The organism is Paraburkholderia domus (genome assembly GCF_905220705.1).
GTDB lineage: Bacteria > Pseudomonadota > Gammaproteobacteria > Burkholderiales > Burkholderiaceae > Paraburkholderia > Paraburkholderia domus.
In genome coordinates, this window is the sequence record NZ_CAJNAT010000001.1 from 489896 (window position 1) to 514183 (window position 24288).

Consider the following 24288-nt stretch of genomic DNA (forward strand, 5'->3'; position numbering starts at 1 on the left):
CCGGCCCGTTTTTTTACGTCAGTAGCGAATCGAACGCCGCCGTGGCGTGCGCACCTTCAACGATTAGCATGCCGGCGGAGATCGGCAACTTGAAACGCCTGGGTCCGGCGCTGCCTGGATTGACGAACAGCACCCCGTCCCGCTCGCTGATCGCGGGCTTGTGCGAATGCCCTGTCACGACCACGTCGATGCCTGCGCTACGCGGATCGTCGCCCAGATCGGCGATGTCATGCACGACGAGGATCATCACCTGTTGCACGGTCAGTTTCACACGCGTCGGCAGCGACGCGACCGGCTCGTCGATATCGTTATTGCCGCGCACCGCGGTGACCGGCGCGATCTGCGCGAGTGCATCGAGCACCGCCTGATTGCAGATATCGCCCGCATGGATGATCGCATCGCACCCTGCGAGGTACTGCAGGGCTTCAGGACGCACGAGGTTGTGCGTGTCGGAGATCAGGCCGATTCGGGTAGCTGGGGAGCGTTGGGTGTGCGAAGTCATGACGCGAGTATCGGCCAAACGGTCTCAGTCTGCCGACTGCTGTTCTGCAAGTTCCCGCGTCACCACCCGCACTGTCCGCTTCGCGCGGAGCAACCGCCTGGTCGCTCCCTGCACCACCATCGACACCGCCGCAGCACACGCAAAGCTCAGCCACACGCCGTAATGCGGCAACATTGTCGCGGCCACGGCGAAGAACGCCGCAAACGAGCCGCGGCCAATCACCATGCCGCGCATCAACAACGCGACGAAGTCCGCGCCATGCGCGCGCTGCGCCGACACCGCGAGCACGATGCCGAGCAAAGGAAATACGGACAGCAGCCCGCTCCACGTCGCACCCATCGACGCGGACAGTGTCGTCACCGCAACCGTCAGCAGCGCGCCGGCGAGCATGCGCAGCGCGAGGTCGCCGAGTCCGAGGCGCGCCGCCGGCACGTGGCCCGTGACGCGCGGCAAGCCGCTTTGAGAAATGGCGACAGCGACACAGCCCGCAGCCACTGCCCAGATCAATCCACCCGGTAGATGCGTGAGCAGCATCGCAATGCCGCCCCACCCGAGCATGCCGGCCATGAGCGCAAGCGGCCATGCTGAACGCCGGCACGTCCACGCATACGTAAAATTGAACGCCTCGGATGCGGCAATCGCCGCGATCGATGCCGCCGACGCCTGCGCCGCGAACGCCGGCCCACGCTCCAGGGCGAGCAGCAACACGATCGGCCCGGCCACTACGGGCAGCCCCGCCAGCCATCCCGCCACTGACGGCCCCCACACACGCCCCGCCACGGTCAGCGCGGCAAGGAACGCGGGCACCAGCGCGAGCTTGAGCGCAAGCAACATGCTTACGCCTCCATCAGGTGTTCGATGCGCCGGTCGGGCACCAGCCACCACGCCGCGGCCAGCGTGTAAAGCGCAGCCGAGAGCCACGGCTGAACGAATGCCATCGCAATGCCTGCCAGATAGATGACGACCGAGACTTTGCCCTTGAAGTCATTACCGACCGCCTTCGCGATTGTCGACTCCATGCCGTGCTCGCGGATCAGTACGCGGGTCAGAATGAAATACGCAATCGCCGACATGAACAGCACGGCGCCGTACATCGCGGTCGGCCAGGCGGCGAGATGGTTTGCGCCGACCCAATGCGTGACGGCCGGCAGCAGGGACAGCCAGAACAACAGATGGAGATTGGCCCAGAGCACTGCGCCGTTGACCTTCTGCACGGCATGGAACATGTGGTGATGATTGTTCCAGTAGATGCCGACGTAGATGAAACTCAGCACGTAGGCGCAGAACACGGGGATCACGGGGCGCAGCGCGGCGAGGTCGTAGCCGTCCGGCACCTTCAGCTCGAGCACCATGATCGTGATGATGATGGCGATCACGCCATCGCTGAAGGCTTCGACGCGTCCCTTGCCCATCGGTCGGTTTCCTGATTGTGTAGTCGCGATTGTGAAGACATGCGCTCGCAGGCTTGGCGCACCGCGCTTGCCAGCCGGACCCGCATCGTGCCGGCTGCCCCGGCAGGCCCGCACGCTGCCGATTATCGGCGACGACAATGGGTCTTGTCGAATGCCGGCCGGCCGCGTAGGCACGCCTCACCTTATCAGCGCACCCCGCTCGTTTAACAACTGACGAAGAATGCTGCGATGACACCGGTTTTCGTCTTCGCAGTAGCAGCCGATGGAAAAGTGCGTCGTTTTTGACAAAGCGGCAAGCAGGTCCAGCACCTTACTGGTATCGCTGCTATTCATCTCCGCCCGGAATTTTTTCGCAAACGCGGCCCACTCGGCGTCGCTGGCAACCGCCTTCGCTTCTTTTACCAGCTCGGCATCAGGCGACAGATTGGGCAGCCACACATCGTAATAGTCGCGGGTGGCGAATTCCGTCCGGGGCACGCCGCGTGGCGGCCGCCGAACGGTACCGATACGCACCCCTTCGTCTGCCGCCCTTGGAGACCCGAGCTGGACGATGCTAATACTCATGTTTTTTCCTGATTCGTAGTGGACTCGCGACCGCCTCCCCGCCGGGTCGATAAGCGCCGCTCGTCAGTCGTTCTGTCATGCGGACTCAACGCCTCATGCCCTTCATCGCCTCGATTTCCATGGCCGCGGTCCGCTCTTCGCTCGCTTCAATCGGGTCCATCGCCTCGTCGATCGAAGCCGCCGCACGTTCAGCCACCGCTTTCGTTTCGTCGAAAACAGGATCGAATTCTGCGTCGTCGTCGCCCGGAGGCTCCAGCATGTCCTGAAGCATGGCCGCCAGCTCTGGCGTGTCCCACGCCGCGCCCTGTTGCTTCTGCTTTTTTATGTAGTGCCTGACTTCCGCGTCCTGTTCCGGGGTCAACGGAAGACCGCGAAAAGTGCTTTTGGGGTCGGCATCAGTCATGATCTTGCTCCAGGATACGTGCCAGTTCGAGTGTAATCCCGTTATGGCGGCGTGTTCTCAGCTATCGGTCATTGCCCATCAACCCCTCGGGTGCCGTCTGGCGTACCGCCAGGGTAGTAAACCGCTAGCCACACACTCGGCTCCGTGCCGCTCGTCGACGCCACCCGATGGCGGCAATGCGCGTCGATCAGCATGTGATCGCCAGGTTTCATCGGATGCGGCTCACGCTCGCCCTCGAATTCGAGCGTCGCCGCACCGCTCAGCAGCACGACCCACTCGGCGCGCGGACTGTCGTACCAGAAGCCCGGCGGACTTGCGTGCCCCCTCGAGACGATCCGCTCGATGCTCACGCCGGCTTCATCCACAAGCGCGTCGACTTGCTCGGCAGGGCTCGCCGACGCGCTGAGATCGAAGAGATTGCCGCTGCTGATTACGCGTTTCATCGCTTGTGCTCCGGCTATGCTCGCCGCCTGCGTTCCTTGCGTGTTTTCGCCCATCGCGCTCGTCACCCGGTTTGGTACTGGGTGCACCGCTCATTTCATCGGTTTGAGTCCATCGAGCAAGGTCGGCACCAGTTCGCTGATGGTCGGATGAATGTGCATGGCGTACTGCAGGGTCGGATACGGCGCGCCTGCCGTCATGATGTCGACAAACGTGTGCAACGCTTCGTCGCCTTCGATGCCGTGAATCGCCGCGCCAAGAATCTGCTTGCTCTTTGCGTCGACCAGCACCTTCATGAAGCCGTCGGTCTCGCCGCGTTCGCGGGCACGGCCCACCCGCGTCATCGGCATGGTGGCGATCAGCGCGTCGCGGCCGGCCTTGCGCACATCGGCCTCCGAGAGCCCGACGCGTGCGAGCGGCGGGTCGACGAACACCGCATACGTCATGATCCGCGTGTCGACGCTGCGCGCGCCGCCGTCCAGCAGATTGGCGGCAACGATCTGGAAATCATCGTAGGACGTGTGAGTAAAGGCACCGCGTCCGTTGATGTCGCCGATCGCCCAGACGCCAGGCACGTTAGTACGCAACTGGCCGTCGACTGGAATCGTGCCGTGCTTGTCCGTCACGATACCGGCGGCGTCGAGGCCGAGGTCGTCGGTATTCGGTTCACGGCCGGTGGCGAACAGCAAGTGCGTTGCTTCGAGCGCGGGAATGTTCTGCTCAAAGCCGATGCACACGTCGTTCTCGTGATGCGGATGCGGTTCGACCCGCGAGGGCTGCACGCCGAAGACAAATTCAATCCCTTCGCTCGCCAGCACCTTCTGCACGGAGTCGGCGAAATCGGCGTCCTCGCGCGTGAGCACGCGCTGGCCGCGTACCAGCACCGTCACCCGGCTGCCGAAGCGGCGAAAAATCTGCGCAAATTCGAGCGCGATATAGCTGCCGCCGACAATCACCAGATGACCCGGCAATTCCGTCAGTTCGAGCAGATTGGAGTTGGTGTAGTAGCGAATTCGCTCGAGCCCTTCGAGCGGCGGCACAACTGCGCGCGTGCCGGTGTTGATGAAGATTTCGTCGGCGCTGAGTTCGTCGGACACTGCGCCGTCCGGGCCGTGGATGGCGAGCGTATGCGCACCGGTAAAGCGCGCATGGCCGTTGAAGACCGTAACGTTATCCGCGCTGCGCAACCATTTCTCGACGCCATCGCGCGATTGGCCAATGATCCTGTCCTTGCGCGCCTTGACCGCGGCCAGATCGACGCTAACCGCGCCGCCCACCTGCACACCCAGGTCCGCGGCATGGCGCGCCACATGAGCCGCGCGGGCGCTGGCCACATACGACTTGGTAGGCGTGCAGCCAACATTCACGCAGGTCCCGCCAAAAGCCGCACGTTCGATGACTGCGGTTTTACGGCCGCTTTGACCGAGACGCACAGCAAGCGGCGCACCGCCTTGTCCCGTGCCGATCACGACTGCGTCGAAATGCTGTGGCATGGCAGATCTCCCGAGGCTGGGGTGCAGGTCGTAGCATCTTACCCTCAGCGCCTCGCGTTGCCTTTATTGCCTCTTCTGGTTGTTTCTGTTGCGCTCTCTTTTCGCCCCGCCGGGGGGCTGGCGCTGCCCGACTGTCGCGGACTGCGCCGGATTGCGTTCAGGCGTGGCAGTGCACCGCGCAGATCAATTCGCGCGAACGTTGCAGCGCGGCCTGAGCGCCGCGCGTCGCGACGACCCAGCCGACCTGCCCGAGGTTGAAATCCTGCGACACCATCACTTGCATGAGGGCAACCATCGGCAGGACCACCGATGGCCGATAAAGCTGGTTTGTAATCAAGGCTGGCATAACGACTCCCATCGCGCGAGGCCGCAACGGCGCGGCGCGGAATTTACATACGATGGGAGAATTTTAGAGAGACTGGGGGCGCGGATAAATACCCGGAACGCGAAGGCAGTTGTTCGTCAAACTGAACAATCGCGTCTGGATACCCGCGGCAGTAGGGTCCGATTGTGGCATTGGCCACCCTGGCGAAGTGGGTTTGCGACCGTGGCCAGAGACATCCGGACAGTTATGCCGCCCCGGCGAGCCCCACCTGCTCGTCGCACAAACTACGCGCATAAGCAGCCGCCCCAACGGGCCGGCTATAAAAATACCCCTGCTGCTTGTCGCAAGCGATCCCGCGCAAAAACGCCGCCTGCTCGGCAGTCTCCACGCCTTCAGCCGTGACACTCATTCCAAGCGAATGAGCCATTGCCACCACCGCCTGCGTGATCGCGATCGAATCGCGATGATCCGGCAATCCCGCGACGAACGAACGATCGATCTTCAGGTTATGCAGCGGGAACCGTTTCAAATACGACAGCGACGAATACCCGGTGCCGAAATCGTCGACGGAAATCCGCACACCCATCGCGCTCAACGCGCTCAGCATCGGCAGGACGGCGTCACTGTCGCTCATCAACAGCCGCTCGGTAATCTCCAACTCCAGCGCCCCGGGTTCGAGTCCGGACTGCTCGAGGCAGTGCTCGATCCGCTCCACCAGGCCGCCTTTGAACTGACGCGGCGACAGATTCACCGCGACGATCAAATCCGGCGCCAACGTGCGCCGCCAATGCGCGACCTGCTCGCAGGCCCGTGCCAGCACCCAGGCGCCGATTTCGACGATCAGGCCGGCGTCTTCGGCCACAGGGATGAATTCCACCGGCGAGACGTTGCCCAGCTCGCTGTTGTACCAGCGCAGCAGCGCTTCGGCGCCGATTGTACGACCGCACTCACTGTCGACAATCGGCTGATAGACGAGGCTCAGCTCATTGGTGGCGAGCGCGCGCCGCAGCGCCTGCTCGATCATGAAGCGGCGTTGCAGATGCTGATTCAGCTCAGCCGTGAAGAACTGGAAATTGTTGCGGCCACACTGTTTCGCGTGGTACATCGCCGAGTCGGCGTTGCGCATCAGCGTGGGCACGTCCTGGCCGTCTTCGGGAAACAGACTGATGCCGATCGAAGCGCCCATGTAGTACTCGTTGTCCGCCACCGCGAACGGCACCGCGATCATGTCGAGAATGCGCTGGGCGAGCGCGATCAGATGGCCCGTGTTTTCGTAAGCGCTGATCACGATCACGAACTCGTCGCCGCCCACGCGCGCGAGCGTGTCGTCCGGCGCGATACACGCCGACAGCCGCTCCGCCACGCTGCACAGAAGCGCATCCCCAGCCTCGTGACCGGCGGTGTCGTTGACCTTCTTGAAACCGTCCAGATCGACAAACAGTACAGCGACCCGCTCCAGTTCGCCCATCCCGGCCACCCCACCCGGCGCGAACAGATCGCGCATTCGCTCGGCCAGGTAGGCGCGATTGTAGAGGCCGGTGAGCGGATCGCGGGTGGCCAGAAACTTGAGCTGCCGTTGCGCCTCGCGCACCGGTCCGATGTCGGTAAACGAGATCAACACCGAGCTGGGTTCGCTGTCGCCCGGTTTGATGATCGGCACAACATTCTCAGTAATCCAGACGACATCGCCGTCGGTCAGTTCCAGTCCGATCGTGACGCCGAGCAATGGTTTGCCGGTCGTCAGCACCTGACTGGTCGGGCGATCCGCGTCGGTGACAATGGAGCCGTCCTCGTGGTACGCGCGCACCATCACCGTCAGGATGTCGTGGCCGATCAGGTCGGCGTTCGCCCGCAGAATGCGTTGCGCACTCGGATTACAGGCCAGCACCACACCGTCGCGCGACTGCACGATGATCCCTTCGTTGAGATGGTCGACAACCAGCCGGTGATGCTCCTCGCTGTGCGCGAGCCGCTGCGCCATGGCGTCCTGATGAACGGCGAGACCGACACTGTGACTGATGTCGTGGAGCATCGCCTCTTCTTCTGCGGTCGGTCGGCGCGGCGTGCGGTAATAAACCGCGAACGCGCCCAACACCACGCCGGTATCGTTTTCAAAGGGCACCGACCAGCACGCGCGCAAGCCGAGCGGCAACGCGAGGTGCCGGAAATCGGCCCACAGCGGATCGGTTTCGATATCTTCAACGGCGATCATGCGCCGCTCGTACATCGCGGTGCCGCAAGACCCGGCACTTGGGCCGATCGCGACACCGTCGATCGCAGCACTGAAATGCGCCGGCAGCGAGGGCGCGCCGCCCACGCGCGCACGTATGCCGTCCGCATCCAATAACAGGATCGAACAGGTCGCGCCATCGCCGAGCAGCGCTTCCGCGCGGCGGCATACTTCATCGAGCAATTCCGGCAGCGGGGTGTTGCGGGTAATCAGCCGCAACACCGTACGCTCCGACGCCAGCACTCCCTCGGCCAGATCCGGCCGGTAGCGGGTGCCCTCAGGCGTTGCTCCCATCGTGTTATCTGATGTCGCTTCGCAAGTCATTTGTGCGCCCCCTAACCCCACATCGGCAAGTTAGTGTACGCGGCGCACCGGGGTTTACGCGAGGCCCACGCACTTTAATCGCGATGCATAGCGAAGAAGTGCGCGGGCTGACCGGCTATCCGGTCAGCCAATGAAGCGAAAAGACCATTAATCCGGTGAATGCAACTAGCGCAACCGCCGTCAGTGCCAGTCCTGCCAGGTGCGCGGCGAGCACGACGCCGGCATCGAGCGGCAGCCAGGTTTCGACGTCGGGACGGCCGAAGTCGGCGAGCAACTCGGCTTGCCGCCGCTGCCAACCTCGAAAGTGGTACTGCACACGCGACTCGCCGACCCGCGCTCGCAGGAATCCTTGCGAGCGCGGGTCGGCGTTTCTGAACGCGGCGTACTGACGAGAATGGGTGGGCCGGATATGGGCCGGCCCACCGTGTTTCAGCCGTTCCCGCCGCCAGGGGGTCTGCCTCCGCCACCCTGTGGAGACCCACCTTGAGGGCGATTATTCCCGCCACCTTGCTGACCACCCGGTGGACGGCCCCCTGGCGGCCGTCCGGCACCGGGTCTCGGTGGTGGCGGGGGCGGATGATGCGCCCAGCGCGATCGCTGGCTGTACCACGGCCGGCCCCGATAATAATTACCCCAATATGTGCCGATCGAGAACGTCACGATCGGCAGGCCGATCACCGTGCCGTAGCTCAACACCGGCACATTGCTGCCCTGATAGGGATAGCTGAGCCGCGCCGCATAGACCCAGCCGCGCAGGTTCGGACCGGCAACGTCACACCAGTGGTAACTGCTGATGCAGCCCATCACGGTAACCGGGTAGCCGCCCGGCAACTGCGTCACGACCGGGTAATCCTTAGCGGGCCCGGCGCGCACGTTGACCGAACTGTTCGTGTAAGCCTGTGACTGCGCAAAAGCCACTGCGGGCAGGGCCATCAAACCGACCGCCGCGTAAAACCACGGCACGAGGTGTTGTTTCATTTTTTCTCCCGTTTTCACGTCCCGCATTTGCGTGCACGCCTGTGTGCGGCTCGCACAAGGCAAGATCTGGTAATCACCCAGCCGAAGTCACGCTGTTTTCGGGCGCCTGTATTCCGGCGACTCGGCAGATCATCCATTGCATGAAAAACGCATGCACTGCCGGGACCACAATGAAAATCTCTCGCCCAATCTTCGTCGCCGCATTGATGCTCACGCATCTGCCCGCTCACGCTACCCGCTTCGACTGCAACAGGGGACGCTCGCTCACCGAACGGATGATCTGCAACGACCCTTCTCTCTCGAAGCTCGATGACACGCTTGGGCAACTGTACTGGAAAGCACGGCGGCGGGTCATCAACCGCCGAGCCTTCCTCACCGACAGTGACAGCAAGTGGACGTGGCGGGAAGCGAATTGCCGCGATGCGGCGTGTCTGGGGAGGTGGTATGCGACGCGGATAGAGGAACTGCAACGGCTGATCGAAGGCATGCAAACGGGAAAGCCGGACGTGCCGGCCGAATCAGACGTTCAGCGTAAGGCGGCAATGCCCGCGCTACAACAAACCGGGACCGCGACGCTTCAATGCACCGCCCCGAATCCCGGGATCGTCGTGAATGACCAGTGTTCCACCGTGATCAAGGAGAACAACGGCCGGTGGAAATATCAGCCACACGGCGGCGACTGGTTTTGTGGACTGGCTATGCTCTCGGGTGCTGAGGCCGGCACGGCGCAGTGAGACGCGGCGGCAAAGGAGCTACCTGCCGCTCCAGAACCTCCGTTGAACATCCATCACCTCACCCTCCACCTCGACCACGGGACCAATCACCTCGACGGGCTTCTGGCAATGATCGAACACATACCGGCAATCCACGCTCATGGTCGGATTCTCGGAATGATCGCCAGTCGCCTCGAGCAATCGCTTCTCGGTCATCCCAAACACGACGCGGCCAATATTGGCCCAATACATCGTGCCGGCACACATGCAGCAAGGCTCGACCGACGTGTACAACGTACAGCTCCACAAATACTCTGGCGTGAAATTCAACGCCGCCACGCGAGCCAGCACCGACTCGGCATGATTCACCGTGTCGACGTTGCCCTGCTCCATCAACACGGTCTCCTGATCCGGGCCGACCAGCACGGCACCGAACGGATGATGCCCCAGCAGCGTCGCTCGCTCGGCTACCCGGCTCGAATGCCGCAGATGCCGCACGATCTGTTCGTGCGTCGGCGTTAAGCCCTGCGGCGGATAGGTGGCCGCCACTCCAGCGGCACCGGCATCGGTTGGGACGGTCAGACTCACGGGCAATCTCCTTTAATCTTTAATAATAGTTAGGCAAACCAGGCAATTTATTACTTTGGCAGCGAGCCGTCCACGCCCTGCACGAACCAGTTCAGGCGCAGTAGTTCTGCATCGCTCAATGACTTGCCTGCAGCGACTTTCACCGCACCGGACTGATCCGCGATCGGCCCGGCAAACGGATTGAACTTGCCCGAGATGATGTCGTCACGCTTCTGGTTCAGCGCCTTTTGCGCCGTTGGCGACACCGCATCCGTGTTGATGTTGGCCAGATCGATCGCCTTTTCTTTCAACCCCCACCAGACCGGCGTGTTGTTCCACGTGCCCGCCCTCACCTGGTCCACCAGATGCGTGTAGTACACACCCCAGTTGCTCACGCATGCGCCCAATTGCGCGTTCGGCCCGAACTTCTTCATGTCGGAGTCCCAGCCGAAAGCATGCACTTTTTTCTGTTCGGCCGTCTGCATCGTCGCCGTCGAATCGGTGTTCTGGATCAGCACGTCGGCGCCCTGCCCGATCAGCGTTTCGGCGGCCTGCTTTTCGCGGCCCGGGTCGAACCAGCTGTTGATCCACACGACCTTCACGCGCGCATTCGGATTGACCGAGCGGGCCCCCATCGTGAACGCGTTGATGTTACGCACCACCTCCGGCACCGGCACCGAGCCGACAAAGCCGAGCGTGTTGGACTTCGTCGTATAACCGGCGACCAGTCCGGCCAGGTAGGCGCTCTGATAGGTCCGCACATCATAGGTGGCAAAGTTGGCGGCTTTCTTGTAGCCGGTCGCATGTTCGAACACGGTGTCCGGGAAATCCTTGGCGACCTTCAACTCGAAATCCTGAAAGCCGAAACTCGACCCGACCACAATCTTGTTGCCCTTTGACGCCAGATCGCGAAACACGCGCTCCGAATCCGCCGACTCCGGCACGTTCTCGACGCGCGTCACTTTGATCTTGTCGCCGAATTTCGCCTCGACCTCTTTCACGCCCTGCTCGTGCGCGTAGGTCCAGCCAGCGTCGCCCGGATTGCCGAGATAGATGAAGGCGATGCCCAGCGGCTGCGCGGTCGCTGCTGCTGCCGCGGCGGCACCGAACGCGAGCGTCGCGCCGAGTGCCGCGGTGAGAACGGTTCGAACGGTTTTGATGCGCAATGAATGATGTAGCGCTCGCGCCAGCTTTGCTTTCATGAGTTCTCCGCAGAGGGTTTCCAGGTGCCTGCCACAGTGCTCGGGACTATCCCGGGCAAGGCTCAAGCATAGGGGGCCATATTCGAAGGTCAATTTCAGCGGAAAAATTATTTTTCGTTATTCCGCCCATAACCGATTCCGTATTTTGGTACCCGAAAAACATGTTCGATATCTTCGAACGAGTACATCGGCAAAGTGGTACGGCAAGCGCTCGACGCAAGCGCAATATCACTCACATCAACCCGTAACACTCTTTCGGAGAAACAAAATGACTCGCTTCCAAGGTAAATCAGTTCTCGTCACCGGCGGCAGCAGCGGTATCGGCTTCGCTACCGCCAAGGCGTTTGCAAACGAAGGCGCCCGCGTCGTCATTACCGGCCGCGATGCGGACGCGCTCGAATCCGCGAAGGCAGCGCTCGGCGCCAATGCCATAGCCGTGCGTAACGACGCCGGCTCGGTTGCCGCGGCCCGCGAACTGGCGGCCGCGATCAGCGCCGCCGGTATCCGGCTCGATGCGGTGTTCGTGAACGCCGGCGTGGCGAAGTTCGCCGCCTTTCCGGATGTCGATGAAGCCTTCTGGGACACGATGTTCAACACCAATGTCAAAGGCGCCTACTTCCAGATCCAGTCGCTCCTGCCGTTGCTCAATCGTGGCGCATCGATCGTCATCAACGGTTCGATCAATGCGCGTATCGGTATGCCGGCCTCGTCGGTTTATGCAGCGAGCAAAGCGGCGGTGATTTCGCTGGCCAGGACCTTGTCGTCGGAATTGCTGCCGCTCGGCGTGCGCGTGAACGTAGTGAGTCCCGGGCCGGTGCAAACGCCGCTGTACGGCAAGCTCGGTCTCGATGCCGCCACGCTCGACGCTACAGCCGCGCACATTCTCGGCCAGATTCCGGCCGGCCGCTTCGGCACGCCGGAGGAAATCGCCTCGACTGTGCTGCACGTGGCCGCACCGGAGTCGGCCTTTATCGTCGGCACGGAAATCATCGTCGATGGCGGTATGAGCCAGCTTTAAGACGCGAAAGTGCGAGTCGCACCGCGAGCCTTCCGAGGCAAGCGGTGCCTCGCAACTCGCATTTAGCATTTAGCATTTAGCCGCGTGCGACGTGCGCACGAGCCGACGAAATTCAAGGCGCGGCCAGTGGAACGCGGACAAGCAATCGGGCGCCGTTCGCCATTCGCGGTGGGCGTTCCTGCCGCCAGCGCGGCAGGCAGACCATTCAGTTCAATGGAGCTTTGGAGCCAGGTCGGCCTGCTCATCGTCAGGCGGACCCTCCTCACCGAACAACTCCGCACACAAGCCCTGGCCGATCTCACTCAAGCGCGCAGTCCCCGTACCTTCCTCGTTGAACGTGGTGTCCACCAGCCCGCCGTCGACCAGCGCCGTCAACTGCCGCCGCAAGCCGCTCATCGGCACCTCTGCCTGCTTGGATAGCTTAGCGAGCGACCACGCGCCGCCAGGCGTTTCCCGATGTGCGCGCCATAACTGCGCCAATATGGCGACCAGCACCGGATCGAGTTCGTCGTCTTCCATCGTCAATGTCTCCTCGCTTTTCTCAAACCCTATCGAGCCATCTGCGCCACCAGTTCGCCCAGCGTCTTCAAAGCCGCCTCGGTCTGCGCCGTCCACGGATAGCTGTAATTGAGCCGGATGAAGTGGCGAAAATCGTTGCGCATCGAAAACATCATGCCCGGCCCGATCGTGATGCTACGTGAGAGTGCTGCCTGATAGAGCCGCATCGAGTCGACCCGTTCGGGCAATTCCACCCACAGCACGTACCCGCCTTGCGGTGTCGACATGCGCGTACCGGTCGGGAAAAACCGCTGCACCATCGCCATCATGATGCTCGCCTGCTGCCGGTAGACCTTGCGCACGTGCCGCAGATGCCGGTCGTAGCCGTCCTGCCGGAGGTAGTCGGCGACGGCAACTTGCGGTACCGAAGGCGTAGTCAGCGTGTTGAGAAACTTCAGCTTCTCGACCTGCGCCCGGTAGCGCCCCGGCATTGCCCAGCCGATCCGGTACGACGCGGTGAGACTCTTCGAAAACGACGCGCAATGCAGCACCAGCCCCTTGGTATCGAAGTTCTTCAAAGTCGACGGTCGCGCCTCGCCGAAATACAGCTCCTGGTAGACATCGTTCTCGATGGCAGGAATTTCGTGCGCCGCAAGCAGGTCGACCAGTTGCTGCTTGCGCTCGTCCGGCATCTGGAAACCAAGCGGATTCTGGAAGTTCGGCATCACCATGCACGCGGCGATCTTCTGCCTGGCGATGACCTGGGCTAACGCCTCGATATCGATACCGTGGACCGGATGCGTCGCCACTTCGATTGCGCGCATGCCGAGACGCTCGATGGCGTGAAGCATCGCGTAGTAAGTCGGCGACTCGACGGCGACCGTATCGCCTGGCTTGGCGACCGCCTGCAAGCTGAGGTTGATCGCCTCGGTCGCGCCGAGCGTAATGATGATTTCGTCCGGATCGACCGGCACGCCGTTTTCGGCATAGCGGCGCGCGATCTGCCGGATCAGTTCAGGGTTGCCGGGCGGCAAGTCGTCCATCAGGTTCCAGCTCGCCTGGCGCCGGGCAATCGCATTCGCGTACTGGTTGATGCGCCGCCACGGGAACAGCGACGGATCGGGATACGGTGAGCCGAACGGCACGGCATCGTGCGCGCGGATGCTGCGCAGGGTCGACAGCACGAGCCGGCTCACGTCGACCGCGGCGGCCACCGGCTGCGTTTGGGCAACAGGCTTGCGGCTCAGACGCGGCTCGTCGAGCGCTGCTGCGGTCGCCACGGCGTCGCGCACGAAATAGCCCGACTGCGGACGCGTCTCGACAATCCCCCGGCTTTCCAGTAGCGCGTACGCGTGCAGCACGGTCTTGATGCTGACGCCGTGCTGCTGGCTCGCCTGCCGCACAGACGGAATCCGCTCACCCGCCGCGAAGACGCCGCGGCGCACGGCTTCGGTCATTTCATCGGCGAGTTTTTCGTACAGTTTCAAGGACCTGGCTCAAACAAACGCGTGGGCGGGAACGCCAGTCTATGACAAATACCAAGCAACTGTATCCCTCCTCTTTCCGATTTTCTGTATGCTGCGGCGCTTTTGGAACACAGTAGGCTTCTATGCATCGGCATAAAAGCCTCGTCCAAGCCACATCCGGCGGCAAGATCATGAAGAAACCCGAAGCTCGCATCGAACCGTACACCCACCCCGCCGCTGGCTGGGGTGCGCTTAAGTACGTCGCCATCAACCTCATCAAGGAAAAGGTGACGGGCGGCGACTACCGCATGCTGCTCAAACAGAATCAGCCGAACGGCTTCGACTGCCCGGGTTGCGCGTGGCCGGACCGCGAGCATGCGTCGACCTTTGAGTTCTGCGAAAACGGCGTTAAGGCGGTGGCGGCCGAGGCGACCAGCAAGCGCGTGACGCCGGCTTTTTTCGAGGCGCACACGGTTGAAGAACTGATGGCGCAGTCGGATTTCGAACTCGAACAACATGGCCGCCTGACCGACCCGCTCGTCTACGACGCCGTGCGCGACCGTTACGTGCCGATCGGCTGGGACGAAGCCTTTGACCTCATCGCCGATCATCTGAAGCGACTCGACAATCCGGACAGCGCGGCTTTCTACACTTCGGGCCGCGCCAGCAACGAAGCCGCGTTCCTGTACCAGTTGTTCGTGCGAATGGTCGGCACCAACAACTTCCCCGATTGCTCGAACATGTGTCACGAAGCGACCAGCCGCGGCTTGCCGCACACGGTCGGCATCGGCAAGGGCACGGTCACGCTCGACGACTTCGAACACGCCGACACGCTCCTGATCTTCGGCCAGAATCCCGCGACCAACCATCCGCGTATGCTCGGCGAGCTGCGTGAGTGCGCGAAGCGCGGCGCGACCATTGTGTCGATCAATCCGCTGAAGGAACGTGGTCTGGAGCGCTTTGCCAGCCCGCAACATCCGGTGGAAATGATCACGATGGGCAGCACGAAGATCAGCTCCGTGTTCATCCGTCCGAAGGTGGGCGGCGACTTCGCCTTGATCAAGGGCGTCGCCAAACGCGTGATCGAACTCGACGACGAAGCGCTGGCCTCGGGTCTCGCGCGCGTACTCGACGTCGCGTTTATCGCCGAACACACGGTCGGCTTCGATGCATTCGCCGACGATTTGCGCGCCGAAAACTGGGACACCATCGTCGCGGAATCAGGCGTGCCGTTTGAAGACGTGCTGAAGCTCGCCGATATCTACGTGAAGGGCCGCGCGGTGATTTCGACGTGGGGCATGGGCCTCACGCAGCACAAGAACTCCGTGCCGACGGTGCAAATCCTGTCGAACCTGATGATGATGCGCGGCAATATCGGCCGGCGCGGCGCGGGTTTGTGTCCGGTGCGCGGACACTCGAACGTGCAGGGCGACCGCACGGTGGGCATCGAAGAAAGGCCCACTCAAGCGTTCCTGGACCGGCTCGGTGAAGTCTACGGTTTCGAGCCGCCGCGCGAGCATGGCCTCGACGTCGTCAACACGATTCAAGCGATGCTCGACGGCAAGGTGAAGGTGTTCATCGGGCTAGGCGGCAACTTCTCGATCGCGACACCCGACACGCCGCGCACGTGGGACGCGATGCGCTCGTGCGATCTGACCGTGCACATCACGACCAAGCTGAACCGCAGCCATCTTGTGCATGGCCGCGACGCACTGATTCTGCCGACACTCGGGCGCACCGAAATCGATCTGCAAAATGGTGTCGCGCAAGGCGTGAGCGTCGAGGATTCGATGAGCATGGTGCACATCTCGTATGGCATGAACAAGCCGGCCTCGGCGAATCTGCTGTCTGAGATTGCAATCGTCGCTCGCATGGCGCACGCCACGCTCGGCAGCAGCAAGGTCGACTGGCTTGCTCAAGCCGCCGACTATGCGCTGATCCGCGACGGCATCGCGCAGGTAATCGAAGGATTCCAGAACTACAACGAGCGCCTGAAGAACCCAGGCGGCTTTCACCTGGGCGTGGCGTCGCGCGAGCGGATCTGGAAAACGCCGAGCGGCAAGGCGCAATTCCTGGTGCATGCGATTGATGTCGACACGCCGATTCATCAAGCGCGCGCAGAGCACGGCGAGCGTCTGATGACCTTGATGACGACGCGTTCACACGACCAGTACAACACCACAATTTACGGCCTCGACGACCGTTATCGCGGTGTGTATGGGCAGCGGCGTGTGCTGTTCGCGAACAAGGACGATCTCGCAATGCTGGGTTTCGTTGCGGGCCAGCGCGTGGATATCACGAGCGTGTGGGCCGATGGGATCGAGCGTCACGCGGCTGGGTTCCTGCTGGTGGAGTACGACATTCCGCGTGGCTGTCTCGGCGCTTACTATCCGGAAACCAATCCGCTCGTGCCGCTCTCTTCGGTCGCCGATGGCGCGGGGACGCCGACTTCGAAATCGATACCGGTGTTGTTGACTGCGTCGGCGGTGGTCGAAGCGGTTGCTGCTTGAAGGGCGCTGCGTTCCGGATGACGAACGGCAAGCGTCGCCCGAAGCGCTGCACCTGAAGCGTGACGCTTACGTCTGATTTTTCTTCAGATCGCGATACGTCAGATGCAAGCGCAGATCAAATTCGATCTGATGGTAGCCCGGTTGCATGAACTCGCAGAGGCGATAGAACGCCTTGTTGTGGTCGCTTTCTTTCAGATGAGCGAGTTCATGCACGACGATCATTTTCAGAAATTCCGGCGCAGCGTCTTTGAATAGCGAGGCGATGCGAATCTCTTTCTTTGCCTTCAGCTTGCCGCCTTGCACGCGCGAGATGCTCGTATGAAGGCCGAGTGCGTGGCGCACGACGTCGAGTTTGCTGTCGTAGGTGACTTTGTCGATTTGCGCGCCGTTGCGAAGGTGTTCGCGCTTCAGATCCGCGCAGTATTCATACAAGGCTCTGTCTGTTTGCACGTCGTGCGAGTTGGGGTACCGCTTCGCGAGGTAAAGACCGAGTTCCTCATCCGCTATCAGCTTTTTGACTTTTTCTTGTAGCCCGGACGGGTAGCCGGTCAGGTATTTCAGGTGTTGCATGGTGGTGTTCTTTGCGATTGGCGGCGGCACAGGTTGCATGCCTCGCGGCGGGGGAACCGGACTCCCGATGAGCAGAATTCAACCGAGATTGTCTTCGCAATCCCCCCAGAGCCGCAGCGGATTTCGGTGAAGCGGATACTGCCTGTCGAGCCACGTCGACAGTCTGGCCCAATCGGGGTGGTTTGTCCCGGTCTGAGCAGACCAGATCGACGATCGCTCAAGAATCTGTCCGTTCTCGCGATCACGGACAACCAGACTGCCGAGACCGCTCGAACTGTTCTCCTGCGATTCGACCCGATACCGCGGCAGGAGTCTCACTTCAGCATCCCCTGCCCAGCCGTACACGGCTCGGACCACGCCGGTCGCGTCCCTCAACTCCACAGCACCGCTTGGCGGCCGAACGGCCGACCAGCCTTCAGGAAATTCCACGACGACCTCGTTGCCGCTCTCCCTGATCCATTTCATACGCCATGCCCGCTCCATCGCCTCGCGCACGTGCGACACCGACTCATATCCCGGAGGCAATTCGATCGCTTTGGGCAAGGTGACGAGGTTGTCTTTCCAAAGCGATGCCTCGTCACGATCGCGTCGACCGATTTTCTTCGACACGCCTTCTCCAAACGGGTTATCAGGCCGGCTCGCGAGATGGGCGCCGCTTTGCTGCAGGTCGGGGAAAAGACCGTCGGCATCCCGACGGGTCAATTTTGGCTTGCCATTTTTCATGGGTTTCTTCGCTGAAAGGCGCTCTCAAGAACGACTAATTTACATTAAACATGGCGACGTTCTTTGCGAATGATTTCCGAGGACACCATGACCGTGCGCGCCGACAGCATCCACCGCTTCGAGATCTGACTGACCGGCTGCGCGCGGTCAAACGTGCGGCAGGTCGTCAATACATTTTTCGACATGCTCGCCAGGGACATCCGTATCAATCCCGTCGTGCCCGTCGGTGTGAGCGACAGACACGATTTTTGGCCCCAGAAACCGTGTGCCGCCGAGCGTAAAAAGGGACCAAACGACATTCCCGCGACGGATCGCGGCCACGACTTCGGCCACCTCGACAATCGACGTGGGGGACAACCAGTCACGCGTCGACGGGTCGACGGGACCCCAACGCACGTGGGTAATCCTGTCGTTCGTCGGATTGATACGAATGGCGTCGATAGCAAACGTAGTCATATCTGCCTCCATCATCCTGACAAAGGGATTTCAGCATTATGCGCTGCTTCCTTTTCTGGCTCACGGGCCAACTTCCTTGCCGGATCATCTGCGACGGCGACGCGCCGATGTGGAACGCCTTGCAGTCGAACTGCGTAGCCGTCTCCGGAAGATTTCTCTACTCGTCGCTCTGGCCAAGCTTTGGGCGCCCCGTCGCGTCTGGACCTGTATCCACCAGCTTGTTCCGGTAGTCACAGGCGGGACAGAGGAAAAAGAATCCTTCTTCATCGACTTCCGGCTCGACGTGATCAGCGTCGAACGACACGTTGCAGTTTCGACAGGTCCACATAGCGGCCTCCGTCGGTAGCTTCGAGGAATCCTAGTATGAAGGAACTATCCGTAGGCCGACTCGCCGGCCTAAGAGAATCAGTGTTGCCCCGCGTTCAGGAGCATCCAGTTCTGTCGCATGGGCGGACCGGCGAGAATGCGCGCAAACACGCCGCCACACCGCACGCAGGTGTAGTGCTCTTCTGCTCGCGCATCCTTCACGGCGCCGACACCGTTAAGCGTCAGGTCGTCGTGCGGAGCCGCAGTAGCCGGCTGCCCATACAGATCAGCGCATCGTGCGCAGGGTTGAATCCAGAGTTCCATTTTGAACAACCAGTGCGGTGGTCAGCCGTTGCCGGCATCCAGGCCGCCATTGGGAATCGAGTCGACGCGCCGCTTGCCTTCGACATACCCGGCCTCGCGGGCTTCTTCTTCACTGAGGAAAGTGGCGACAAGTTCCTGGAAGCGAATGCTCTGCCCAGCCAGGTGAGCATCGGAACCATGGCGACAGATGTACGCGGAGTAATGCCACAAGGTAGTTGGGGCCGGGGGACCGTATGCAAGGATCGGCAGGACCCAGACTTCGTATCCGTCGTGTTCGATCTTGTCCCACATGGCTGCCTCCGTCGTGACTTTCGAGGAATCGTAGCATGCAATACCTGATCGGCACGGATCTCGCTGCCGGGCGCGGCGCACAGATCAGCGAGTGCGGCACGTACCGGCACCGGTTCTGGCGCGAGTGTTACGAAAATCAGCGCTGACGGTATTCGATAAACGGATACGCATAAGGAACCCGCCCTTCCGATGCCTCCCAGTACAGGTGCATGCCCTTCCTGTCCTCAACTCCCACATGCGTGAATCAGAAACTGCTGAAACGCCAAAGCCGGCGTATCGAGCGTCACGCCTTTGCGCCACAACATACCCGCGTCCATCTGCGGAATCGCATTGAGTATGGGCCGCGCGTCAATCCGCTTGCCTTCCAGCGACCAGGGACGAAACACCATGTCAGAAAGAATGGTCACGCCGAAGCCATGTGCGACCAGACCGCGCAGCGCTTCCATCGAACTCGTCCGGAACGCGATATTCGGCGCGACGCCATTCTGTTTCCAGTAGCGTAGCGTCGACTGTTCACCTTCGTCGACCGTGATCAGGATGTACGGATACGCCGCGATATCCGCGAGCGACGGCGCATTGAGCTGCGCGAGCGGATGCGTTGGCGAGGTCCATAACTGCCGGCGCGAGCGGATCAGCACGTGATGACCGAAACGCCTGATGTTCTCGACATTCGACAGAAGCACCACGCCGAGATCCACTGTTCCGTCGAGCACTGCCTGCTCAATCGACGTTCGATCCACGTCGTGTAGATCGATCTCGACGTCGGGGTAGGTTGCGCGAAAGCGCGCCATCAGCTCCGGAAGAAAATAGCCCAGCACCGTGTACGACGCCGCGATGCGTACGGTCCCCTTCAGGTCATGTGCGCGGAACGGCGCCTTGTAGACCGCGTCGCGCACTGAATCGAGTATGTGCCGCGCGTGATTCAGAAAGTCCTGCCCGTCAGGCGTTAGCGCGACGCCCTGCGGCAAGCGTTCGAAGAGCCGCGCACCCAGGGTTTCCTCCAGTGCGAGTACAGCATTCGTAATAGCCGATTGCGACACATGTTCGACAGTCGCCGCCATCGAAAACTGCCCGCTTTGCGCAGCTGCCACGAAGTAACGCATCTGCCGCAAGGTGATGTCTTTAGACATGTGTTTTTCGCATAGCAGGGTTCGGTATTCGTGATTTTACGATGGAAATTCCGCTTTCTATACTCGGGCTCAAATAAAGCCATCGGAGACGTAGACCATGAATGCCCCGCTATCGCCACAGCTACTTGACGCGCTCGCCACCGTCTCGCTCGACGACAAATACACGCTCGAGAAAGGCCGGGTGTACATGAGCGGCACGCAGGCGCTGGTCCGCCTGCCGATGCTGCAGAAGGAACGCGATCAGCGCGCGGGGCTCAACACAGCTGGCTACGTTTCCGGTTATCGCGGCTCACCGCTGGGCGCGCTGGATCAGGGATTGTGGAAAGCGAAGAAGCATCTCAAGGAACACGATGTCGTGTTCCAGCCAGGGGTTAACGAGGATCTCGCGGCCACAGCCGTTTGGGGTACGCAACAGATCAACCTGTGGCCCGGCGCCAGGGTCGATGGCGTATTCGGCATGTGGTATGGCAAGGGGCCGGGCGTCGACCGCACTGGCGACGTCTTCAAGCATGCCAACTCGGCAGGCACCGATCCGAATGGCGGCGTGCTGGTGCTGGCGGGCGACGATCATGCGGCCAAGTCGTCGTCGGTCGCGCACCAGTCCGAGCATATGTTCGTCGCGAGCGGCATTCCGGTGCTGTATCCGGCGAGCGTTCAGGAGTATCTCGACTACGGCCTGCACGGCTGGGCAATGAGCCGCTATTCCGGCTTGTGGGTCGCGATGAAATGTGTGACCGACGTGGTCGAATCGAGCGCATCGATCGATATCGATCCGGACCGTTTGCAAATTGTACTGCCGGACGACTTCGACATGCCCGAAGGCGGCCTCAATATCCGCTGGCCCGATCCGCCGCTCGCGCAGGAAGCACGACTGCTGAACCACAAGTGGTATGCGGCGCTCGCGTACGTTCGCGCGAACAAACTGAATCGGGTGGTGATCGATAGCCCGACACCCCGGCTTGGCATCATGACCGCGGGCAAGGCCTATCTCGATGTGCGGCAGGCGCTAGCGGATCTGTCGCTCGACGATGAAACCTGCGCACGTATCGGCATTCGTGTGTTGAAAGTGGGCTGCGTGTGGCCACTCGACGCGCAGAACGCGCGTGACTTCGCAACCGGTCTCGACGAAATCCTGGTCGTCGAAGAGAAACGCCAGATCCTCGAATATGCGCTTAAGGAAGAGCTGTACAACTGGCGCGACGATGTACGGCCCAAGGTCTTCGGCAAATTCGACCAGCGCGACGACGAGGGTGGCGAATGGTCGGTGCCGCGCGGCCAGACGCTGCTGCCCGCGCATTACGAACTCTCGCCTGCCCTGATTGCGAAGGCGATAGCGCGGCGTCTGGCGAAGGCCGATTTGCCTGCTGATGTACGCGCCCGGATCGAAGCGCGCGTTGCGATCATCGAGGCAAAAGAGCGTGAAGCCGCCACGCCGCGTTCGGTCGCCGAGCGTCAGCCGTGGTTTTGCTCCGGCTGTCCGCACAACACGTCGACCCGTGTGCCGGAAGGCTCACGTGCACTGGCCGGTATCGGCTGCCACTACATGTCGATGTGGATGGACCGCAAGACGGAAACGTTCAGCCAGATGGGCGGTGAAGGCGTCGCGTGGACCGGGCAGATGCATTTCACGAATGAGCGGCACGTGTTCGTCAATCTCGGCGACGGCACGTACTTTCACTCAGGCCTTCTCGCGATTCGCGCGTCGATTGCGGCAGGCGCAAATGTCACTTACAAGGTCCTCTACAACGACGCTGTCGCGATGACGGGGGGCCAACCGGTCGACGGCGTGCTCACCGTTCCGCAGATCGCGTTTCAGGTCGTGGCGGAAGGCGCGAAGCAGGTGCTCATCGTCACCGACGAGCCTGCCAAATACGATGCGAACGTGCGTCTTCCAGAAGACGTGAAGGTCTACCACCGCGATGAACTCGATCGATTGCAGCGGGAGTTGCGCGAGGTTGCAGGCACGACAATCCTGATCTACGACCAGACCTGCGCAACCGAAAAACGCCGGCGCCGCAAACGCGGCACGTATCCCGATCCCGCGAAGCGCGCGTTCATCAACGATGCCGTTTGCGAAGGCTGCGGCGACTGCTCGGTCCAATCGAACTGCCTCTCGGTCGAGCCGCTGCAAACACCGCTCGGCACCAAGCGCAAGATCAACCAGTCGTCGTGTAACAAGGATTTCTCATGCGTGAGCGGCTTTTGCCCGAGCTTCGTGACGGCTGAAGGCGCACAACTCAGGCAGCCGGCGAAGGTTTCTTCGGCAGGCGCACTGCCGGACTTTGCGGCGCTGCCCCGGCCTGCGATCGCCTCGCTATCGAAGCCTTATGGCGTGCTGGTGACCGGTGTCGGCGGCACCGGCGTGGTGACGATTGGCGGCTTGCTGGGAATGGCCGCTCACCTCGAAAACAAAGGCGTCACCGTGCTCGATATGGCGGGCCTTGCGCAGAAAGGCGGCGCGGTGCTCAGTCATGTGCAGATCGCCGCGACGCCCAGTCAATTGCACGCGACGCGTATCGCGACCGGTGAAGCGCGTTTGATTCTCGGCTGCGATGCAATCGTTTCAGCTTCTGCCGAAGTGCTCGCCCGCACGCAACACGGTGTGACCAAGGCGGTAATCAACAGCGGCGCGACGCCGACCGCGCAGTTTGTCCGCGATCCGCAATGGAGTTTCCCTGCCGATCAGACGCGCGACGATTTGCGTTCCGCGATGGGTGACGACTGCGATTTCATCGACGCAAACCGTCTTGCCCTCGAGCTTCTCGGTGACACGCTCTACGCCAACCCACTGCTGCTCGGTTTCGTATGGCAACGCGGCTGGCTGCCGCTCAGCTACGAGAGCCTTGATCGTGCTATTGAGCTCAATGCAGTGGCGGTCGAGAAAAACCGTCTCGCGTTCGAGTGGGGTCGCTATGTCGCGCAGCACGGTGAAACCGCCGCCGGTGCATTTGCGCCGCGTGCAGAAAAGCAGCAGGCAATCGTCGTGCAGATGCCGGAATCGCTTGACCGCCTCATTGAACGCAACGTCGAGCGGCTTGGCCTCTATCAGAACGCGCGCTATGCGGCTCGGTACGTGGAGGTGGTTGAACGAGTGCGAGCCGCCGAAACGAAGCTTGCAACAGGTGCGAAGCTGCGCCTCACACCGGTGGTCGCGCGCAATCTCGCCAAACTGATGACCTATAAGGACGAGTACGAAGTCGCGCGTCTCTACGCCGATCCGGCTTATATGGACAAACTGCGCGCGCAGTTCGAAGGCGAACCGGGCCGCGATTACAAGCTCGCGTTCCATCTCGCGCCGCCGTTGCTGGCTAAACGCGACGAACACGGCCACCTGAAGAAACAGCGCTTTGGTCAATGGACGCTCACCCTGTTCCGTGTGCTTGCCAAACTCAAAGTCCTGCGCGGGACAGCATTCGACGTGTTCGGCAAGACGTCCGAGCGTCGCAATGAACGTGAGCTGATCGACCAGTACGTCGCGCTGATCGACGAGTTCTGCGCAACGCTCGACAGCGCGCGACTCGATGTTGCGATGAAGCTCGCTAACCTTCCCGATGAAATTCGCGGCTTTGGTCACGTCAAGGAACGCAATGTCATTGCCGCGGCGACGAGACGTGAACAATGGCTTCGCGAATATCGCGCTGCGGTGGGCGGCACGTTGCATCGTTCGAACGCTCAACGCTGAGAGAAAGCGAAGCGATGGAGGCGACGCACGCCTCCATCGCCATAGACAAAAATTGCGGGCCGCGTCCTTTGCCAGCGATCCAATTTTCAGCGCAATACCCACTCGATTGACAACCACCTGTCGCAATCCAACGCTGAGCCCAGCTCGGATCCCCTTGCAC

26 protein-coding genes are annotated in these 24288 nt (G+C 61.6%); 4 read left to right on the forward strand and 22 right to left on the reverse strand.

Going from position 1 to position 24288, the window contains the following annotated elements; all coding sequences use genetic code 11:
* Positions 1 to 13: 13 nt before the first annotated feature.
* The 11 genes from KHO31_RS02060 to KHO31_RS02110 form a co-directional block, all read right to left on the reverse strand.
* On the reverse strand, positions 14 to 502 hold the full coding sequence (locus KHO31_RS02060) for a metallophosphoesterase family protein (protein ID WP_201069697.1): 489 nt from the start codon (positions 500 to 502) through the stop codon (positions 14 to 16).
* Positions 503 to 526: 24 nt separating this feature from the next.
* Positions 527 to 1336: a hypothetical protein gene (locus tag KHO31_RS02065; RefSeq protein WP_211622612.1), complete on the reverse strand. Its 810-nt coding sequence runs from the start codon at positions 1334 to 1336 to the stop codon at positions 527 to 529.
* Between the two features lie 2 nt (positions 1337 to 1338).
* On the reverse strand, positions 1339 to 1914 hold the full coding sequence (locus KHO31_RS02070; protein ID WP_201069700.1) for a TMEM175 family protein: 576 nt from the start codon (positions 1912 to 1914) through the stop codon (positions 1339 to 1341).
* 177 nt (positions 1915 to 2091) lie between these two features.
* A complete protein-coding gene (locus KHO31_RS02075; RefSeq protein ID WP_201123063.1) occupies positions 2092 to 2478 on the reverse strand; it encodes a DUF488 domain-containing protein in 387 nt (128 codons plus the stop codon).
* Positions 2479 to 2563: 85 nt separating this feature from the next.
* Positions 2564 to 2881 carry a hypothetical protein gene (locus KHO31_RS02080; RefSeq protein ID WP_201069704.1) on the reverse strand — a complete coding sequence of 106 codons (318 nt, stop codon included), beginning with the start codon at positions 2879 to 2881 and terminating at the stop codon, positions 2564 to 2566.
* 68 nt (positions 2882 to 2949) lie between these two features.
* On the reverse strand, positions 2950 to 3324 hold the full coding sequence (locus KHO31_RS02085) for a cupin domain-containing protein (RefSeq protein ID WP_201069706.1): 375 nt from the start codon (positions 3322 to 3324) through the stop codon (positions 2950 to 2952).
* A gap of 90 nt (positions 3325 to 3414) precedes the next feature.
* Entirely contained in the window at positions 3415 to 4815 is a 1401-nt protein-coding gene (locus KHO31_RS02090) for an FAD-containing oxidoreductase (RefSeq protein WP_201069708.1), read from the reverse strand.
* Between the two features lie 157 nt (positions 4816 to 4972).
* Entirely contained in the window at positions 4973 to 5161 is a 189-nt protein-coding gene (locus KHO31_RS02095) for a hypothetical protein (RefSeq protein ID WP_169483861.1), read from the reverse strand.
* A gap of 223 nt (positions 5162 to 5384) precedes the next feature.
* Positions 5385 to 7694, reverse strand: coding sequence for a putative bifunctional diguanylate cyclase/phosphodiesterase (locus tag KHO31_RS02100; protein ID WP_201069710.1), 2310 nt, complete (start codon positions 7692 to 7694; stop codon positions 5385 to 5387).
* Positions 7695 to 7809: 115 nt separating this feature from the next.
* A complete protein-coding gene (locus KHO31_RS02105) occupies positions 7810 to 8010 on the reverse strand; it encodes a hypothetical protein (protein WP_201069712.1) in 201 nt (66 codons plus the stop codon).
* A gap of 113 nt (positions 8011 to 8123) precedes the next feature.
* On the reverse strand, positions 8124 to 8672 hold the full coding sequence (locus KHO31_RS02110) for an SH3 domain-containing protein (protein WP_211622614.1): 549 nt from the start codon (positions 8670 to 8672) through the stop codon (positions 8124 to 8126).
* Positions 8673 to 8842: 170 nt separating this feature from the next.
* Here KHO31_RS02110 and KHO31_RS02115 point away from each other — a divergent pair, with 170 nt between their 5' ends.
* Positions 8843 to 9406 carry a lysozyme inhibitor LprI family protein gene (locus KHO31_RS02115; protein ID WP_201084551.1) on the forward strand — a complete coding sequence of 188 codons (564 nt, stop codon included), beginning with the start codon at positions 8843 to 8845 and terminating at the stop codon, positions 9404 to 9406.
* 18 nt (positions 9407 to 9424) lie between these two features.
* On the opposite strand, the gene KHO31_RS02120 is transcribed toward KHO31_RS02115, so the two are convergent.
* Both KHO31_RS02120 and KHO31_RS02125 read right to left on the reverse strand, forming a co-directional pair.
* Positions 9425 to 9973, reverse strand: coding sequence for a nucleoside deaminase (locus KHO31_RS02120; protein ID WP_201069718.1), 549 nt, complete (start codon positions 9971 to 9973; stop codon positions 9425 to 9427).
* Positions 9974 to 10023: 50 nt separating this feature from the next.
* Positions 10024 to 11154, reverse strand: coding sequence for a BMP family ABC transporter substrate-binding protein (locus KHO31_RS02125; protein ID WP_211622616.1), 1131 nt, complete (start codon positions 11152 to 11154; stop codon positions 10024 to 10026).
* Positions 11155 to 11422: 268 nt separating this feature from the next.
* On the opposite strand from KHO31_RS02125, the gene KHO31_RS02130 reads away from it, so the two are divergent.
* Positions 11423 to 12172 (forward strand): SDR family oxidoreductase, encoded by a 750-nt coding sequence (locus KHO31_RS02130; protein WP_201069722.1) that lies wholly within the window; start codon positions 11423 to 11425, stop codon positions 12170 to 12172.
* 210 nt (positions 12173 to 12382) lie between these two features.
* On the opposite strand, the gene KHO31_RS02135 is transcribed toward KHO31_RS02130, so the two are convergent.
* Both KHO31_RS02135 and KHO31_RS02140 read right to left on the reverse strand, forming a co-directional pair.
* On the reverse strand, positions 12383 to 12691 hold the full coding sequence (locus KHO31_RS02135; RefSeq protein WP_201069724.1) for a helix-turn-helix transcriptional regulator: 309 nt from the start codon (positions 12689 to 12691) through the stop codon (positions 12383 to 12385).
* A 29-nt stretch (positions 12692 to 12720) separates the two neighbouring features.
* Entirely contained in the window at positions 12721 to 14157 is a 1437-nt protein-coding gene (locus tag KHO31_RS02140) for an aminotransferase-like domain-containing protein (protein WP_201069726.1), read from the reverse strand.
* Between the two features lie 170 nt (positions 14158 to 14327).
* Between KHO31_RS02140 and KHO31_RS02145 the strand changes: the two genes are divergently transcribed.
* A complete protein-coding gene (locus KHO31_RS02145; protein ID WP_201084552.1) occupies positions 14328 to 16646 on the forward strand; it encodes an FdhF/YdeP family oxidoreductase in 2319 nt (772 codons plus the stop codon).
* A 66-nt stretch (positions 16647 to 16712) separates the two neighbouring features.
* Here KHO31_RS02145 and KHO31_RS02150 read toward each other — a convergent pair whose 3' ends face one another.
* The 7 genes from KHO31_RS02150 to KHO31_RS02180 form a co-directional block, all read right to left on the reverse strand.
* On the reverse strand, positions 16713 to 17216 hold the full coding sequence (locus tag KHO31_RS02150; RefSeq protein WP_201069729.1) for a YgjP-like metallopeptidase domain-containing protein: 504 nt from the start codon (positions 17214 to 17216) through the stop codon (positions 16713 to 16715).
* A 78-nt stretch (positions 17217 to 17294) separates the two neighbouring features.
* Positions 17295 to 17939: a hypothetical protein gene (locus tag KHO31_RS02155; RefSeq protein ID WP_201084554.1), complete on the reverse strand. Its 645-nt coding sequence runs from the start codon at positions 17937 to 17939 to the stop codon at positions 17295 to 17297.
* 147 nt (positions 17940 to 18086) lie between these two features.
* The gene (locus KHO31_RS02160; RefSeq protein ID WP_201069731.1) at positions 18087 to 18395 is read right to left on the reverse strand and encodes a hypothetical protein; all 309 of its coding nucleotides are present in this window, start codon (positions 18393 to 18395) and stop codon (positions 18087 to 18089) included.
* 157 nt (positions 18396 to 18552) lie between these two features.
* A complete protein-coding gene (locus tag KHO31_RS02165; RefSeq protein ID WP_201069732.1) occupies positions 18553 to 18723 on the reverse strand; it encodes a hypothetical protein in 171 nt (56 codons plus the stop codon).
* 77 nt (positions 18724 to 18800) lie between these two features.
* On the reverse strand, positions 18801 to 19025 hold the full coding sequence (locus tag KHO31_RS02170; RefSeq protein ID WP_201069733.1) for a hypothetical protein: 225 nt from the start codon (positions 19023 to 19025) through the stop codon (positions 18801 to 18803).
* Between the two features lie 21 nt (positions 19026 to 19046).
* Positions 19047 to 19316: a hypothetical protein gene (locus KHO31_RS02175; protein ID WP_201069734.1), complete on the reverse strand. Its 270-nt coding sequence runs from the start codon at positions 19314 to 19316 to the stop codon at positions 19047 to 19049.
* Positions 19317 to 19540: 224 nt separating this feature from the next.
* Positions 19541 to 20446 (reverse strand): LysR family transcriptional regulator, encoded by a 906-nt coding sequence (locus KHO31_RS02180; protein ID WP_201069735.1) that lies wholly within the window; start codon positions 20444 to 20446, stop codon positions 19541 to 19543.
* Between the two features lie 97 nt (positions 20447 to 20543).
* Here KHO31_RS02180 and KHO31_RS02185 point away from each other — a divergent pair, with 97 nt between their 5' ends.
* A complete protein-coding gene (locus KHO31_RS02185) occupies positions 20544 to 24128 on the forward strand; it encodes an indolepyruvate ferredoxin oxidoreductase family protein (protein ID WP_211622618.1) in 3585 nt (1194 codons plus the stop codon).
* Positions 24129 to 24288 lie beyond the last annotated feature (160 nt).

Coding starts and splice junctions, on each gene's coding strand:
- KHO31_RS02170 (WP_201069733.1), bottom strand. CDS start 19,025: ATGGAACTCTGGATTCAACCCTGCGCACGATGCGCTGATCTGTATGGG.
- KHO31_RS02130 (WP_201069722.1), top strand. CDS start 11,423: ATGACTCGCTTCCAAGGTAAATCAGTTCTCGTCACCGGCGGCAGCAGC.
- KHO31_RS02185 (WP_211622618.1), top strand. CDS start 20,544: ATGAATGCCCCGCTATCGCCACAGCTACTTGACGCGCTCGCCACCGTC.
- KHO31_RS02075 (WP_201123063.1), bottom strand. CDS start 2,478: ATGAGTATTAGCATCGTCCAGCTCGGGTCTCCAAGGGCGGCAGACGAA.
- KHO31_RS02090 (WP_201069708.1), bottom strand. CDS start 4,815: ATGCCACAGCATTTCGACGCAGTCGTGATCGGCACGGGACAAGGCGGT.
- KHO31_RS02175 (WP_201069734.1), bottom strand. CDS start 19,316: ATGTGGGACAAGATCGAACACGACGGATACGAAGTCTGGGTCCTGCCG.
- KHO31_RS02070 (WP_201069700.1), bottom strand. CDS start 1,914: ATGGGCAAGGGACGCGTCGAAGCCTTCAGCGATGGCGTGATCGCCATC.
- KHO31_RS02125 (WP_211622616.1), bottom strand. CDS start 11,154: ATGAAAGCAAAGCTGGCGCGAGCGCTACATCATTCATTGCGCATCAAA.
- KHO31_RS02095 (WP_169483861.1), bottom strand. CDS start 5,161: ATGCCAGCCTTGATTACAAACCAGCTTTATCGGCCATCGGTGGTCCTG.
- KHO31_RS02160 (WP_201069731.1), bottom strand. CDS start 18,395: ATGACTACGTTTGCTATCGACGCCATTCGTATCAATCCGACGAACGAC.
- KHO31_RS02115 (WP_201084551.1), top strand. CDS start 8,843: ATGAAAATCTCTCGCCCAATCTTCGTCGCCGCATTGATGCTCACGCAT.
- KHO31_RS02085 (WP_201069706.1), bottom strand. CDS start 3,324: ATGAAACGCGTAATCAGCAGCGGCAATCTCTTCGATCTCAGCGCGTCG.
- KHO31_RS02165 (WP_201069732.1), bottom strand. CDS start 18,723: ATGTGGACCTGTCGAAACTGCAACGTGTCGTTCGACGCTGATCACGTC.
- KHO31_RS02150 (WP_201069729.1), bottom strand. CDS start 17,216: ATGCAACACCTGAAATACCTGACCGGCTACCCGTCCGGGCTACAAGAA.
- KHO31_RS02180 (WP_201069735.1), bottom strand. CDS start 20,446: ATGTCTAAAGACATCACCTTGCGGCAGATGCGTTACTTCGTGGCAGCT.
- KHO31_RS02060 (WP_201069697.1), bottom strand. CDS start 502: ATGACTTCGCACACCCAACGCTCCCCAGCTACCCGAATCGGCCTGATC.
- KHO31_RS02145 (WP_201084552.1), top strand. CDS start 14,328: ATGAAGAAACCCGAAGCTCGCATCGAACCGTACACCCACCCCGCCGCT.
- KHO31_RS02065 (WP_211622612.1), bottom strand. CDS start 1,336: ATGTTGCTTGCGCTCAAGCTCGCGCTGGTGCCCGCGTTCCTTGCCGCG.
- KHO31_RS02155 (WP_201084554.1), bottom strand. CDS start 17,939: ATGAAAAATGGCAAGCCAAAATTGACCCGTCGGGATGCCGACGGTCTT.
- KHO31_RS02100 (WP_201069710.1), bottom strand. CDS start 7,694: ATGACTTGCGAAGCGACATCAGATAACACGATGGGAGCAACGCCTGAG.
- KHO31_RS02080 (WP_201069704.1), bottom strand. CDS start 2,881: ATGACTGATGCCGACCCCAAAAGCACTTTTCGCGGTCTTCCGTTGACC.
- KHO31_RS02135 (WP_201069724.1), bottom strand. CDS start 12,691: ATGGAAGACGACGAACTCGATCCGGTGCTGGTCGCCATATTGGCGCAG.
- KHO31_RS02110 (WP_211622614.1), bottom strand. CDS start 8,672: ATGAAACAACACCTCGTGCCGTGGTTTTACGCGGCGGTCGGTTTGATG.